Here is a 13,607-nt window from a genome sequence, read left to right on the forward strand (position 1 = left end):
GCGCGGCGGGGAAGTCGACGTCGCAGCCCAGCCGGCGCAGCAGGGACACGACGGCCTTGCCGGTGCCGGGGAAGAGCGTGTCGTTCACGCACGTGATGAACAGGGCGACTCGCACCGCTCTCCTTCCGAGGACCCGATCCTGACGAGGAACCGAGGTATGGTCAGACCACAGTATGGTCAGACCATAGCATCAAGGGAGACCCGTTGACCGGCACCGGCTGGCAGCCCGTCAGGAAGACCCGCGCGTTCGAGGACGTCCTCGCGCAGGTGGAGCGCCGCATCGCCGAGGACGGGCTGACGGCGGGCGACCGGCTGCCCGCCGAGCGGCACCTCGCCGAGCAGCTCGGCGTGAGCCGGTCGTCGGTGCGTGAGGCGATGCGGGTGCTGGAGACGCTCGGTGTGGTGTCGTCGCAGGTGGGCCGGGGACCTGACGCGGGGGCCGTGCTCGTCTCCAAGCCCGGCGCGGCACTGACCGACCTGCTGCGCCTGCACCTCGGGCTGGCCTCGCTGGAACCGCGCGAGGTGATCGACACCCGGCTGATGATCGAGCGCTGGGCGGCGGCACGGGCCGCCCTGACCGGCCCGGACACCTCGGTGCTCGCCGAGGCGATCGCCGGGATGGACGCGGCGGCCTCGGCCGAGGAGTTCGTGGAGCACGACACGGCCTTCCACTGCGCGCTCGCCGAGGCGTCGGGCAACCGGCTGACGGCCGCGTTCATGCGCTCGCTGCGCGACTCGCTGCGCAGGTACGCGGTCGAGGCCGTCGTCCGGCTCGGCGACACCTCGGGGCTCCAGGCCGACCACCGGCGCATCCTGCGGGCGGTGCTGGACGGCGATCCGGACGAGGCGGCGGAGGCGGTGACGGACCACCTCGCGCGCGCCTACCCCGCCCCGGCCGGGGAGGGACGGGTCACTCCTTGACGTCGGCCTCCCGGCAGTTCGCGCCCGAGCAGGCGACCATCGCCTGGAGCCGCTCCTGGAGGTTGCGCACCAGCTCGGGGTCCGCGTCGGCGGCGAGGTTGTGCAGCTCGTACGGGTCCTTGACGAGGTCGTAGAGCTGGGTCTCCCCCGTCGCGTACTTGACGTAGGCGTGGGTCTCGGTGCGCACCGCCTGGTAGTCGGGAACGGGCGTCTGGGCGGCCGAGGACTTGTCGGCCGGCCTGGCGAACTCGACCAGCGCGTTCCTGCGCCACGGCGACGGATGCTGCCCGCGCAGCAGCGGCACCAGCGAGCGCCCCTCGGCGAACGCCGGCACCGTCGCCCCGCCCAGCTCGGCGAACGTGGGCGCCAGGTCCACGGTCTGCGTCATCTCCTTGACCGTCGAGCCGGCCGCGACCCCCGGCCCCCGGATCACGAGGGGCACCCGGATGGACTCCTCGAAGGGCGTGGTCTTGCCCTGCTTGAGGCGGTGAGTGCCGAGATGGAAGCCGTTGTCCGAGGTGAAGATGATGTAGGTGTTGTCGAGCTTGCCGGAGGCGCGCAGCGCCTCGACGACGGAGCCGACGAGGTCGTCCACGCCCAGCATGGAGCGCATCCGGGCCTGGAAACGCTCGTCGACGCGGGCGATGGCGCTCTCCGACAGCCTCGGGTGCCGGCGCAGCCAGGCCGGCTCGCGACTGACGTCCTCCTGGTCGAACGAGGGCGTGCGGGGCGCCTTGGCCCCGGCGAAGGCGTCGGCGTGGCGGACGGCCGGGTTGTTCGGGTTGTGCGGCCCGATCGGCGCGAGGTGGAGGAAGAACGGCTCGGCGGAGGCGGTGACGAAGGAGCTCGCCTTGCGGGCGAGCACGTCGGACAGGTAGTCGTCCTCGGCCCAGCCGTAGTCGACGGTGCTGCCGTTCTCGTTGAGGCGGTAGCCGTACTCCTCGTAGAGGCGGCGGACGGGCACGTCCCACTCGTTCCAGCCGGGTGGCACGAAGGTCTCCTCGGCACTGCCGCCGGGATAGTGGTTGAGGTACTTGCCCATGAGCCCGGTGCGGTATCCGGCCTGCTGCATCCAGACGCCCACGGTGGAACGTTCCAGATCTGTCGTGTGGAACTTGTCGAAACCGCCCTCGGGCGGGGTGTTGGTCCACACGCCGTGGCTGTGGACGTACTGGGAGCGCAGGATCGACGAGCGGGACGGGCAGCACCAGGAGTTCGTCACGAAGTGCCGGTCGAAGGTGACACCCTCGCGCACCAGCCGGGTGATGTTCGGGAAGTACGGCAGAGTCCCCGTCTCCAGGTCGTCGGCGACCACCATGACGATGTTCGGCTTCGAGGCCCGCGCCTGCGCCGACGCCGCCGGGAGAAGGGCCGCGGGGACTGCGGCGAGGAACAGCAGGACTGAGGTTATGCGGCACAGACCCTTGAGCACAGGTCAGACCTCCCCGGTAGATCATGCATTGACACGCGAGGCCGGCGCCGCCGTAATAGAACTAAATTCTGGAGGTGTCATGAAACTCGGCCTCAACCTCGGATACTGGCAGCGCCATCCCAACGACGCGACCGAGCTCGTCCGGGCCGCCGAACGGCTCGGCTACGACTCGGTCTGGACCGCCGAGGCGTACGGCAGCGACGCCTTCACGCCGCTGGCCTGGTACGGGGCCCACACGTCTCGCATCAAGCTTGGCACGTCGGTCGCCCAGCTCTCGGCCCGCCCCCCGGTCACGACCGCCATGACCGCCATGACGCTCGACCATCTCACGGGCGGGCGGCTGCTGCTCGGCGTGGGCGCCTCCGGCCCGCAGGTCGTCGAGGGCTGGTACGGCCAGCCGTTCGCCCGCCCGCTGGCCCGCACCCGCGAGTACGTCGAGATCATGCGCAAGGTGTGGCGGCGTGAGGAGCCCGTGACCGGCGACGGCCCGCACTATCCCCTCCCCCTGCCCGGCGGGCTCGGCAAGCCGCTCAAGCTCATCACGCACCCGCTGCGCCCGGACATCCCCGTCTACCTCGGCGCGGAGGGCCCCAAGAACGTCGCCCTGGCCACCGAGGTCGCGCAGGGCTGGCTGCCGCTGTTCACGTTCCCCTCCAAGATCGAGGAGATGTACGGCGACGCGCTCGCGCGGCGCGGCCCCGGCTTCGACATCGCGGCCATGGTCATGGTGGTCGTCTCCGACGACGTCCGGGCCGCGCTCGACGGGGTGAAGATGATGCTCACGCTCTACATCGGCGGCATGGGCGCCCGGCACCGCAACTTCCACGCCGACATCATGGGCCGGATGGGCTTCGCCGAGGCGGCCGAGCGGATCCAGGCGCTGTACCTGGCGGGCCGGAAGGACGAGGCGTTCCAGGCGATCCCGGACGAGCTGGCCGACGGCATCGCGCTCGTGGGGCCGCCGGGGCGCATCAAGGAGCGCCTCGAACCATGGCGCGCCTCCCCCATCACGTCCCTGCTGGTCATGGGGCCGCGTGACGAGGAGCAGCTCACCACGGTCCGCGACCTGGTCCTCGGCTGAATCCGGTCAGTCCGGGCGGGGCGCCGGGTCGGCGGTCACCGACCGCAGCAGCGGCCTGCTGAGCGCCCCCGCCCCGACGACCCCGGCGAAGCCGGCGGCGACGCACACGAGGAGGGTGACCAGGCCCGAGAGGTTCGGGTCGGTGATCATGAAGGGGATCCCGCAGAACGCCCCCACCAGGATCGCGCCGCCGCCCATGAGCGCCAGCGGGATCAGCGTCTCCGCGCGGCGGGCCCGGTCCAGCACCTCCAGCGGCGTGCCGGCCAGGCGCAGCAGCGCGTACGTCTGGCGCCGGTCCAGCACGGAGGAGGCGGCCGTGATGCCCGCGCTCGCGATGGCCACCAGGAACGACACCGACAGCACCACGACCGTGCCCGTGGCGACGTCGCCCAGGAGCCGGCTCCCGAAGGACTCGTCATCGGCCTGGGTCGTCGGCGCGCGGCCGGGCACGAGGCCCGTGAGGGCGGTCCGCGCCCGGTCGAGCACCGCGGGGTCCGCCTGGGTGACTGCCTCGTCCGGCTTCTTCCGCCGCGCGTCCTCGCCGGTGATCCTGGCCGCGTCCTTCAGAGCGATCACGACGACGTCCTTCCTCGTCGTCACCGCGGCCGCCACGCCGGCCTGCTTCAGCCGGTCCCGGCTCTGCTGCGCCACGGCCGCGGCCTGACCGGCGGGCGCGGTCACACGCAGGTGGCCGGTGTCCTGGGCCCCGACCAGGGTTCCGGGGCTGAGCAGCCCGAGGAAGCCGGCCACGAAGCCGGTCAGGGCCACGCCGCTCACCGTGCGCCAGGCCGCGCGCGGGTCGTCGACCAGCCGGCGCCCGGCCAGCAGCCGGGCCGGGCGGCGGGCCGAGGCGGCGGTGATCCTGCCGATCAGGCCCACCACCCACGGGCCGGCCAGGTTGAGGGAGAGGAACGCCAGCCCGATCACCACCGCGATCACACCGGCGCTGGTGCCGCGGGAGAGCACCGGAACGGCGGCGAGCGCCACGACGAGCCCGAGCATCCGCACGAACCGCATCCCGGGAGGCGTCTCCCGCTTGGCCACGCCCAGCGGGCTGACCACGACCCGCCGCAGCCCCACCACGGCCGACAGGCCGGTCAGCAGCGGCACCGCGACCACGGCCCCGATCATGACCAGCGGGCTCGGCCACAGGTCGGAGACGAACCACGGGCCGCCGTCGATCTCCACGCGGGACAGCAGCGGCACGGCCAGCCCGTACGCGGCGGCGCCGGCCAGGGCGCCCGCGAACGCGACGATCACCGCCTCCGTCACGGTCATGGCCACCACCTGGCCCGGTGTCGCGCCGACCAGCCGCAGCGCCGCCAGCCGCTGGTCCCGGCGCGCCACCGTGAGCCGGGCGGCGGCCCCGCCGAACACCAGCAGCGGCACCACCATGAGCACGCTCGCGATGAGGGCGAGCAGCTGGTACCCCTCGGCGTCCTCCGTCGGCTCCCCCGCCAGCGAGGCAACCTTGACCGGCGGCGAGCCGACGATCCAGTCGGAGCTGCGCGCGGCCGTGAGCTCCGGCGCGTCCGGCGCGCGACCGGCGACCACGATCAGCTCGTCCGGATGGACCAGCGCCTCGTCTCCGAGCACGCCGGCCCGCTCGGGGTAGCGGGCGGCCAGCTCGGCCGGGGGCAGCCGGTCCGCCAGCTCGGCCAGGGCGGGCGAGAGCCACACCTCGCCGGGCGCCGGCAGGCGCGGCAGGCCGGGCGGCGGCTCGGGGCTTTTCCCCGGCAGGGCCGCCAGGTCCACCACCGTGATCTCCCTGCCGCGCACGTAGTCGTGCCGGCTCGCCTCGACCGCGACGGCCGGGCGCGAGCCGGCGGCGACCGGGTTGCGCCAGGCGCCCCGGTCGGCGCGGTCGGCGAAGGCGAAGTCCACCGTGACCGCGAACAGCAGCAGCGCCGTGGACACCGCGACGGCTCCCAGGGTGAGCCAGGTGCCGAGCATGCCCCTGCGCCCGCCGCCCTTGAGCAGCCGCCAGGTCAGGCCCGCGTTCGTGCCCGTGCTCATGATCGGGCCCCCGCGGCGAGCAGCACGCCGTCCCGGACCTCGACCGTGCGGTCGCACCAGCCGGCGACGCCCGGGTCGTGGGTGACCACGATGAGCGAGGCCCCGTTGTGCTTGGTGGCGTCCACCAGCAGCCGCATCGTGTCGTGGCCGGTCGTCTGGTCGAGGGCGCCGGTCGGCTCGTCGGCGAAGACCACCGCGGGCCGCGTCACCAGGGCGCGGGCGATGGCCACCCGCTGCGCCTGGCCGCCGGACAGCTCGCCGGGCCGCCTCGTCTCCATGCCGCCCAGGCCGAGCGGGCCGAACCACTCCCTGGCCCGGCGTACGGCGTCCGTCCTCGTCACCCCGCCCAGCATGAGGGGGAGCGCCACGTTCTCGTCGGCGGGCAGCTCCGGCAGGAGCTGGCCGAACTGGAAGACGAAGCCGAAGCGCGTGCGGCGCAGGGCGCTGCGCTTCCGCTCGCCCATGTCGTCGATGCGGGTGCCCTCCAGGCGCACCTCCCCCGAGTCGGGCCGCATGATGCCGGCCAGGCAGTGGAGCAGCGTGGACTTGCCGGAGCCGCTCGGCCCCATGATCGCCACGGCCTCCCCCGACCGCACCGTCATGTCCACGCCGGCCAGGGCCACCGTCTGCCCGAATCTCTTGGTCAGCTCACGTCCAGCGAGCACGTCGTTCATGCCGGAAAGTCTTCCGGCGCGGCCCCGTGCGGCGGATCGGCCGTGCGTCCGGTTGTCCCTCGGCCGAACGGCCGATCCTAGAGTGTTCGGCGTGACTATTCGGGTGCTCATCGCAGACGACCAGCAACTGGTTCGCACCGGCTTCCAGATGATCCTGGACGCCCAGCCGGACATGGAGGTCGTGGCGGCCGTCGCCGACGGCGCCGAGGCGGTGTCCGAGGCCAGGCGGCTGCGGCCGGACGTGTGCCTGCTCGACATCCGGATGCCGAAGCTGGACGGGCTGGAGGTGACCCGCGCCCTGGCCGGGCCCGGCGTGGAGAGCCCGATGCGGGTGGTCATCGTCACCACCTTCGACCTGGACGAGTACGTCTACGGCGCGCTGCGGGCCGGCGCCACCGGTTTCCTGCTCAAGGACAGCGGGCCGACGCTGCTCATCGAGGCGGTCCGGGCGGCGGCGGACGGGGAGGCGCTGGTGTCGCCGTCGGTGACCGTGCGGCTGCTGCGCCACCTGGCCAGGCCCCAGCGCGGCGCCCCCGCCCCGGACGATCCGCTGACCGAGCGGGAGCTCGACGTGGTGCGGCTGGTGGCCCGCGGCCGCACCAACCAGGAGGTGGCCGGCGAGCTGTTCGTCTCGCTGTCGACGGTCAAGACGCATCTCGGCAGCATCCAGGCGAAACTCGGTGTCCGTAATCGGGTGGAAATCGCAGCTTGGGCGTGGGAATCCGGCGTGGTGGGCTGATTAACAATGAGCTCGGCGGGATACAAGGTGAGGGAGAACCCAGCGCATGGCACGGGGGGAGAACCAACGTGCGCTACGCCCAGGCACCGCCTACGAGAGCCGCCTCCGCCGTCTACGTGACGCTCGCCGCGCAGGTCCTCTGCCTGGGCGCCCTCGTGACCTTCGAGCTGGTCCGGGGGCGCAGCCTCGCCGCCCAGCTCGCCGCGTTCGAGGGCCGTCCCCGAGGCGCGGATGCCGAGGCGGTCGTCGGCCCGGTGACCCTCTTCGCCGTCCTCATCCTGCTGCTCGGCGTCGCCACGATCGCCAGCGCCGCCGCGTACACCACTTGGCTGGTGCATGCCCGGCAGGCCGACCACCGGTCCGCCACGGCCGGGCCGGTCGCCGCCGCCTGGCTGATCCCCGGCGTCAACCTGGTGGCGCCCGTCCTGCTGGTCGACGAGCTGTGGCGTGGCGCCCTGCCGCCGGCCGGCCGCCGTCGCCGCTGGCTCGTGCTGCTGGCGGCGTGGTGGACGAGCTGGCTGACCGCGCTGGCGCTGGTGCTCGTACGGCTGCCGCGGGAGACGTCGGCCGACGGGCTGACCGGGGTCGGCGTGCCGGAGCTGGTGGCGCTGGCGGCGGCGGCGCTGCTGTGCGCGGCGACCGTCCGGCAGATCACGGCCGTCCAGTGCTCGGCGCGCGGCGTGGCCATGCCCACCGTGCTGCCCGGGACGCGCCGGCCGGCGACGCCGCCGGAGTCGGCGCCGCTCGGCCAGGCGAGCTGATCCGCCGGCCCCGCCGCCCCGTCCGGCCCGGTCCGGGCCCTGTCAGGCGGCCGTGGGGCCGGAGCTGCCCGGGCTGGCGTGCCACAGCTTGCGCGGCGGTGACGCGACCGCCGGGCCGAGGTCGGAGTACGGCGAGAGCAGGAAGCCGTTGGCGTACTCGATGGGCCGCCCGCCGACGCCGCCCCGGGACTCCGGGTCGCGGGCCATCAGCGCCCGGACCGCCTCGACGCCCTGCGACCGCCACACCCGTTCGAGGTCGGCGAGGTTCCAGCAGTCCACCGCGCGCAGCGAGACCGCCCGCGTGCCCGTGCGCCGGACCACTCCCCGGGCCACCATGAGCCACGCCCCGAACACCGTCGCCGCGCACCTGCCCTGCACCGACTCGAAGAACGTCAGGTCCACCGGGCCCGTCGAGTCGTCGAGCGTGGTGAAGATGACCCGCTGTCCCGAGCGGACGGCCGGCGTCTGCGTGGCCACCTTGACGCCGGCGACCAGCACCTCCGCGCCGTTGCGCTGCCGCAGCAGGTCCTTGGAGCGCACGACGCCGAGCGCGTCGAGCAGCTCGTCGTAGAAGCTGATCACGTGGCGCGAGACGTCGATGCCGAGGATCTCCAGCTCGGCCTCCACCATCTCGGCGTCGGTCATCTCGGGCAGCTCGCCCGGCGGCATGTGCTCGCCGAACCCGAGCGGGAGCTGCACGGCCGCCGCCTCCCCCTCCCGCTGCCTGCCCGGCGGCACGGGGCGGGCGGGGGCGTAGCGCTTGGAGCGGCCGGCGGTGGCGTGCCCCACGTGCGAGGCGGAGGCACGTTCCAGGGCGCCCACCTGGGCGACCAGGTCGCGGCGGGTCAGGCGGCCGGGCCGCCAGCGGTCGCCGCCGCCGCCCGGGCTCAGGCCGTGCAGCGCGTCCAGGCCACCCACCTGCACGATCCGCTCCATGATCGGCCGCGATGGGCGGGCGCGGTCCCAGAAGTCCGCGAGCGACGTGTACGGCCGGCCCGCGACCATGCGGTCCACCTCCGCCTCGCTCACCCCCTTGACCGCCGAGAACGGCACCCGCAGCGCGTATCCCTTGCCCAGCTCCCCCGGCCTGAACTCCTCGGCCCTGAACGGCGCCCGCCGGGGCGCGCCGGGCTCGCCCAGCGCGTCCGCCTGGACCCGGAGCCGCAGCGGGGGGCGCGGCCCGAGGCGCTCCACCTGCCAGTCACGGCCCGACCGGTTCACGTCGAGCGGCAGGATCGTGACCCCGCACTGCCGTGCCTCGTCGATGATGACGCGCTGCGGGTACATGCCGGGCTCGTGGGTGAGCACCCCGGCGAAGAACGCCGCCGCGTGGTGCCGCTTGAGCCAGGCCGACTGGTAGGTGGGCAGCGCGAACGCCGCCGCGTGCGCCTTGCAGAAGCCGAACCCGCCGAACGCGTCGAGCACCTCCCAGGCTCGCTCCACGGTCGCGTCGTCGAACCCGTTCGCCTTGGCCAGCGGCACGAACGTCTTGCGGACCAGCTCCCGCCCCTCGGGCGTGGACAGCGAGCGCCGCAGCATCTCGGCGAACGACAGGTCGCGCCCCGTCATCACCGCGATGACCCTGAGCACCTGCTCGTGGAAGACCACGACGCCGTGCGTCTCCTTCAGCGCCTCGTGCAGCCGCTCGTGCGGGTAGTAGGGCGCGCGCCACCCGTGCCTGGCCTCCAGGTAGGGGGTGACCATGTCGGAGTTGACCGGTCCCGGCCGGAACAGCGAGATGTCCACGATCAGGTCGTGCATCGCGCGCGGCTCCAGCTTGGCGACGAGCTCGCGCTGGCCGGGCGACTCGATCTGGAAGCAGCCCAGGGTGCGGGCGGCGCAGATCATGTCGTAGGTGTCCTGGTCGTCGTGCGGTACGTAACGAATCTCCGGCCGGGCGTCCGGGATCGGCCGGGGCTCCGGGATCGGCGGCTCCGGGTCGCGGGCCTGCGGGTCGGGAGGGCGCTGCTCGTCCAGCCGGACCACGACGCCGTCCACGCGCTCGATCTCGCCCAGCGCGTACGCCATCGCCGACTGCATGCGCACGCCCAGCACGTCCAGCTTGAGCAGCCCCGCCTCCTCCACGTCGTCCTTGTCGAACTGCGACATCGGGAACTCCAGCAGGCTGCGCTCCACCGGCGTGCGGTCGCGCAGCCCGGAGTTGCCGATCAGCACCCCGCACGGGTGCAGCGCGATGTGCCGGGGCAGCCCGTCGAGCTTCTCGGCCAGCCTGAACACCCGGTCCAGCCCCGCCTCCCCCAGCCTGCTGTCGCGCAGCTCGGGCAGGTCGCTCAGCGACGCGGTGATCTGCCTGGCCCTGATGTGCGGGAACGCCTTGGCGATCGCGTCGATCTCGTACGGGGGCAGGCCCATGGCGCCCGCCACGTCACGGATCGCGCTGCGGGCCCGGTAGGTCTCCATCATGGACACGCAGGCCACGCGCTGCTCGCCGTACCTGTCGAAGATGGCCTTGTAGCAGTCGAGCCGGCGCGCGGACTCCACGTCCACGTCGATGTCGGGCAGCCCGACGCGGCCCTCCGACAGGAAGCGCTCCATGAGCAGGCCGTGGTGGAGGGGGTTCACCTCGCCGATGCCGATGAGGTAGTTGACCAGGCTGCCCGCGCCGGAGCCGCGGATGGCGCACCGGATGCCCATCCGCCGGATCATGTCGGTGATGTCGGACACGGCGATGAAGTAGCCGGACAGGCGCTTGCGCTCGATGATCGCCATCTCGTCCCGGAGCCGTTCGCCGGCCTCCCGGGAGCGGGCCAGGCCGCGCGCCGCCATCCCGTCCTCCACCCGGCGGCGCAGCAGCGGCACCGGGTCGGCGCCGATCTCGGGCAGGTGCAGGGCGGGCGGGTCGCCGCGCAGCGCGAGCAGCTCACGCGGATCCATCACGCACTCCTCCGCGACCCTGCGGGTGGCGCGCAGCAGGTCGGCGACCCGGCGCGCGTCGGAGCCGCAGATCTTCGCGGCCACCATCGCCATGTCCTTGGAGCCCTTGAGATAGGCGTGGGAGGTGGTGCGTTCCAGGTGGCGCGGGTGCAGCGGGACGAGCTGGCGGGCCGCGTCGAGCACGTCGCCCACCTGGTGGTCGTCCGGGTCGAGGTACCTGACGGCGTTGCTGAGCACGGCGGGCACCCCGGCGGACTCGGCCAGGGCGAGCATGCGGACGGCGGTGATGGCGTCGCGGAAGCCGTACTGGTCGACCAGTTCGACCACCACCCCGGGCACCATGGAGCGCCACAGGCCCAGCAGCGCCGCGGCCCGCTCGTCGCGGCGCGCGGCCATCGCCCGGCCCACGTCGGAGCGGGGGCCGAGCAGCACCGTCAGCCCGTCGTCGGGGGTGACGCCGGGGCCGGCCCACGCGGCCACCATCTCCCGGGTCACCCGCGGCTCGCCGCGCCCGCCCGCGTAGTGGGCGTCGGTGACCAGCCGGGCCAGGCGGGACCAGCCGCCCGAACGGGCCAGCACGATGATCCGGTCCTCGGCGTCCGCCCCGGTGCGGGGGCGCTGCGGCCTCCGGCTCCGGGCGAGGGGGCTCAGGTCGTCGAGCGCGCCGCCGGAGTCGAGGGTGAGGCCGTCGAGCGCGCCGTCGGGGCCGTCCGCTCCGGCGAGGACGAGGCTGACGCCGAAGACCGGCCCGATCCCGGCGTCCGCGCACGCCTGCGCGTGCTTGACCGCCCCGTACAGACCGTCGCGGTCGGTCAGCGCGAGGATGTCCATGCCGTCGTCGGCGGCCCGCCGCGCCAGCTCGCGCGGGAACGCGGTGCCGTACCGCATCGAGTAGGCGGAGGCCACGTTGAGGTGCGGGAACGGCGCGCCCATCAGTCCCACGCCCTCAGGAGCAGCCAGCCGCCGCTGGCGGTGTCGAACCTCAGCTCGTAGGAGCCCGCCTCACGCCCCGGGCTGGCCTCGACCCGCCAGAACTGGCGCTCGCCGGGATCGCCCTCCCGCACCTTCCACCACTCGCGCGTCACCACCCAGTGGTCGAGGACGCGGCGCACGAGATAGAGCCGGTCACGCCAGACGAACTGGCTGGGCTCGCCCTCCCGGGTCCACACCTCGATCGGATCGCCATAGAGTCTGCTCAAGACGCCTCTCCCCGCGGCTTTTCGACTGTGTTCAGCCACCCGGGGGAAGGCGGGTGTTCTTACATATCGAACATATGTTCTTTGCGGCTCGGAGCGCAAGTCGCTCACGCAGGTGAGCCCGGTCGGCGGCGAGCCCGTGTCGGCCCACCCGGACGAGCCCGATATCGGTAAGCTAACCCGCCGTGAGCGGTGAAACCTCCCACATCGGGCGCTACAGGTTGCTGAGCGTGCTGGGCAGGGGCGGGATGGGCACGGTGCACCTCGCCGAGGACACCGCGGGGCAGCGCGTCGCCATCAAGGTGATCAACGCGGAGTTCAGCCAGCACGAGCAGTTCCGCATGCGTTTTCGCAGGGAGGCCGACGCCGCCCGGCGGGTGCGCAGGTTCTGTACCGCCGCGGTCCTGGAGGCGGCCCTCGACGGCCGGATCCTCTACGTCGTCACCGAGTACGTGCCCGGCCCCAACCTGGAGCAGGCCGTCGAGCAGTCCGGGCCGCTGCGCGGATCCAGCCTCGACGCGCTGGCCGTCAGCGTGGCCACCGCCCTGACCGCCATCCACGGGGCCGGGGTGGTCCACCGCGACCTCAAGCCGTCCAACGTGCTGCTGTCGCCCGTCGGCCCCCGGGTGATCGATTTCGGCATCGCGCGGGCGCTCGACACGCTCAGCGGGGTCACGGGCACCGGCGAGATCGTCGGCACGCCCCGCTACATGGCGCCCGAGGTGCTGCGGGGCGACCCGGTGTCGCCGGCGTGCGACGTGTTCTCGTGGGGCTGCCTGGTGGCGTACGCGGCGAGCGGCAGGGCGCCGTTCGGCGGCGAGACGCTGCCCGCGATCGTCTATCAGGTGCTCAACACCGAGCCCGACCTGAGCCAGGTCGATCCGTCGCTGCGCGAGCTGGTCGCCGCCGCCCTGCGCAAGGACCCGGCGGCCCGGCCGACGGCGCAGCAGCTCCTCGACCACCTGGTGGGCCGCTCGGCGGCGCCGGAGCAGGCGGCGCGGACGGTGCGGCTGAGCTGGCAGCAGCAGGGGACGACGCCGTTCACCGAGCCGGGTGTCCCGCACCCGGTCCCGGGCGGCGGGCCGGGATCCCCCTCGCGCGGGCGCAGGCGGGGGCTCCGGGCCGCCGGGCTGGCCGTCGGGACGGTGGCGCTCGCCGGCGCGGTCCTGGCGGCGTGGACGTTCCTGTCCCCCGGCGGGCCGCCCGAGGGGCCGACGCTCCTCCAGGAGGACTTCACCCAGACCTCCGGCGGCTGGGGCGGCACCTACGACCCCGACGAGACCGCCTCCTACGGCTACCGCACCGACGGAACGTTCGGCCTCGACGTGGAGGAGGACTACGAGGAGCGCCGGATCAAGGCGCCCACGTCGTACCTCATCGCCACGCCGACGGGGACGCCGCTGCCGTCGAGCACCCCGACGCCGATGATGCCGCAGAGCGTGGTCGTCGGCGTCACCGCGCAGGTCCGGCAGGTCGTCGGCAGCGGCGAGTACGGCGTGTACTGCCACTCGGCCGACGACCGCACCTCCTACGAGTTCGGCCTGGACACGTCGGGGCAGGCCCGCATCCGGCGCATCGTGGACGGCTCGGGCGGCACGCTGGTGCAGCCGGTCAAGGTGGACGGCCTGCCGGGCAAGGCCCGCATCGAGGCGTCGTGCGAGCAGCGCGGGAGCGCCGTGCGGCTGACGATGTGGGTCAACGGCGATCGGGTCCAGCAGGTGGACGACCCGAACGGGCTCGGCAACGGGTACGTGGGGCTGTTCGCCCGCACCCCCAAGGACAGCGAGTCGGTGCTGCGCACCACGTTCGACGACTTCGACCTGCGGGGCCAGCAGCAGACCTGACGTTCGCCGCACCCCCGCCCGAACCTCACCCCACCCGTACGACGCCGT

General features: G+C 73.6%; 10 protein-coding genes and 1 pseudogene. 5 read left to right on the forward strand and 6 right to left on the reverse strand.

Features of this window, described 5'->3' with window-relative positions:
- A pseudogene (locus tag ABZS51_RS36175) lies at positions 1 to 115 on the reverse strand ((Fe-S)-binding protein); the annotation flags it as partial.
- A gap of 89 nt (positions 116 to 204) precedes the next feature.
- On the opposite strand from ABZS51_RS36175, the gene ABZS51_RS36180 reads away from it, so the two are divergent.
- Positions 205 to 921 carry a FadR/GntR family transcriptional regulator gene (locus ABZS51_RS36180; protein WP_355450921.1) on the forward strand — a complete coding sequence of 239 codons (717 nt, stop codon included), beginning with the start codon at positions 205 to 207 and terminating at the stop codon, positions 919 to 921.
- On the opposite strand, the gene ABZS51_RS36185 is transcribed toward ABZS51_RS36180, so the two are convergent.
- The gene (locus ABZS51_RS36185; protein ID WP_355450924.1) at positions 911 to 2,353 is read right to left on the reverse strand and encodes a sulfatase; all 1,443 of its coding nucleotides are present in this window, start codon (positions 2,351 to 2,353) and stop codon (positions 911 to 913) included. The two genes, ABZS51_RS36180 and ABZS51_RS36185, sit on opposite strands and share 11 nt — an antisense overlap.
- 79 nt (positions 2,354 to 2,432) lie before the next feature.
- Between ABZS51_RS36185 and ABZS51_RS36190 the strand changes: the two genes are divergently transcribed.
- Complete coding sequence (locus ABZS51_RS36190) at positions 2,433 to 3,434, forward strand: LLM class F420-dependent oxidoreductase (protein ID WP_355450927.1); 1,002 nt, start codon at positions 2,433 to 2,435, stop codon at positions 3,432 to 3,434.
- A 6-nt stretch (positions 3,435 to 3,440) separates the two neighbouring features.
- On the opposite strand, the gene ABZS51_RS36195 is transcribed toward ABZS51_RS36190, so the two are convergent.
- Positions 3,441 to 5,450 (reverse strand): FtsX-like permease family protein, encoded by a 2,010-nt coding sequence (locus ABZS51_RS36195; protein WP_355450930.1) that lies wholly within the window; start codon positions 5,448 to 5,450, stop codon positions 3,441 to 3,443.
- A complete protein-coding gene (locus ABZS51_RS36200; RefSeq protein ID WP_355450933.1) occupies positions 5,447 to 6,124 on the reverse strand; it encodes an ABC transporter ATP-binding protein in 678 nt (225 codons plus the stop codon). Before ABZS51_RS36200 ends, ABZS51_RS36195 begins: the two co-directional genes overlap by 4 nt.
- Positions 6,125 to 6,215: 91 nt before the next feature.
- Here ABZS51_RS36200 and ABZS51_RS36205 point away from each other — a divergent pair, with 91 nt between their 5' ends.
- Positions 6,216 to 6,863, forward strand: coding sequence for a response regulator transcription factor (locus ABZS51_RS36205; RefSeq protein ID WP_355450936.1), 648 nt, complete (start codon positions 6,216 to 6,218; stop codon positions 6,861 to 6,863).
- A 68-nt stretch (positions 6,864 to 6,931) separates the two neighbouring features.
- The gene (locus tag ABZS51_RS36210; protein WP_355450939.1) at positions 6,932 to 7,624 is read left to right on the forward strand and encodes a DUF4328 domain-containing protein; all 693 of its coding nucleotides are present in this window, start codon (positions 6,932 to 6,934) and stop codon (positions 7,622 to 7,624) included.
- Between the two features lie 42 nt (positions 7,625 to 7,666).
- Here the strand turns inward: ABZS51_RS36210 and dnaE are convergent, their stop codons facing one another.
- Complete coding sequence (dnaE, locus tag ABZS51_RS36215) at positions 7,667 to 11,452, reverse strand: DNA polymerase III subunit alpha (RefSeq protein WP_355450972.1); 3,786 nt, start codon at positions 11,450 to 11,452, stop codon at positions 7,667 to 7,669.
- Positions 11,452 to 11,718: a DUF6504 family protein gene (locus ABZS51_RS36220; protein ID WP_310712188.1), complete on the reverse strand. Its 267-nt coding sequence runs from the start codon at positions 11,716 to 11,718 to the stop codon at positions 11,452 to 11,454. Before ABZS51_RS36220 ends, dnaE begins: the two co-directional genes overlap by 1 nt.
- 182 nt (positions 11,719 to 11,900) lie before the next feature.
- On the opposite strand from ABZS51_RS36220, the gene ABZS51_RS36225 reads away from it, so the two are divergent.
- Positions 11,901 to 13,559 (forward strand): serine/threonine-protein kinase, encoded by a 1,659-nt coding sequence (locus ABZS51_RS36225; protein WP_355450942.1) that lies wholly within the window; start codon positions 11,901 to 11,903, stop codon positions 13,557 to 13,559.
- Positions 13,560 to 13,607: the final 48 nt, after the last annotated feature.

This window comes from Nonomuraea sp. NPDC005501, assembly GCF_040605905.1.
Lineage (GTDB): Bacteria > Actinomycetota > Actinomycetes > Streptosporangiales > Streptosporangiaceae > Nonomuraea.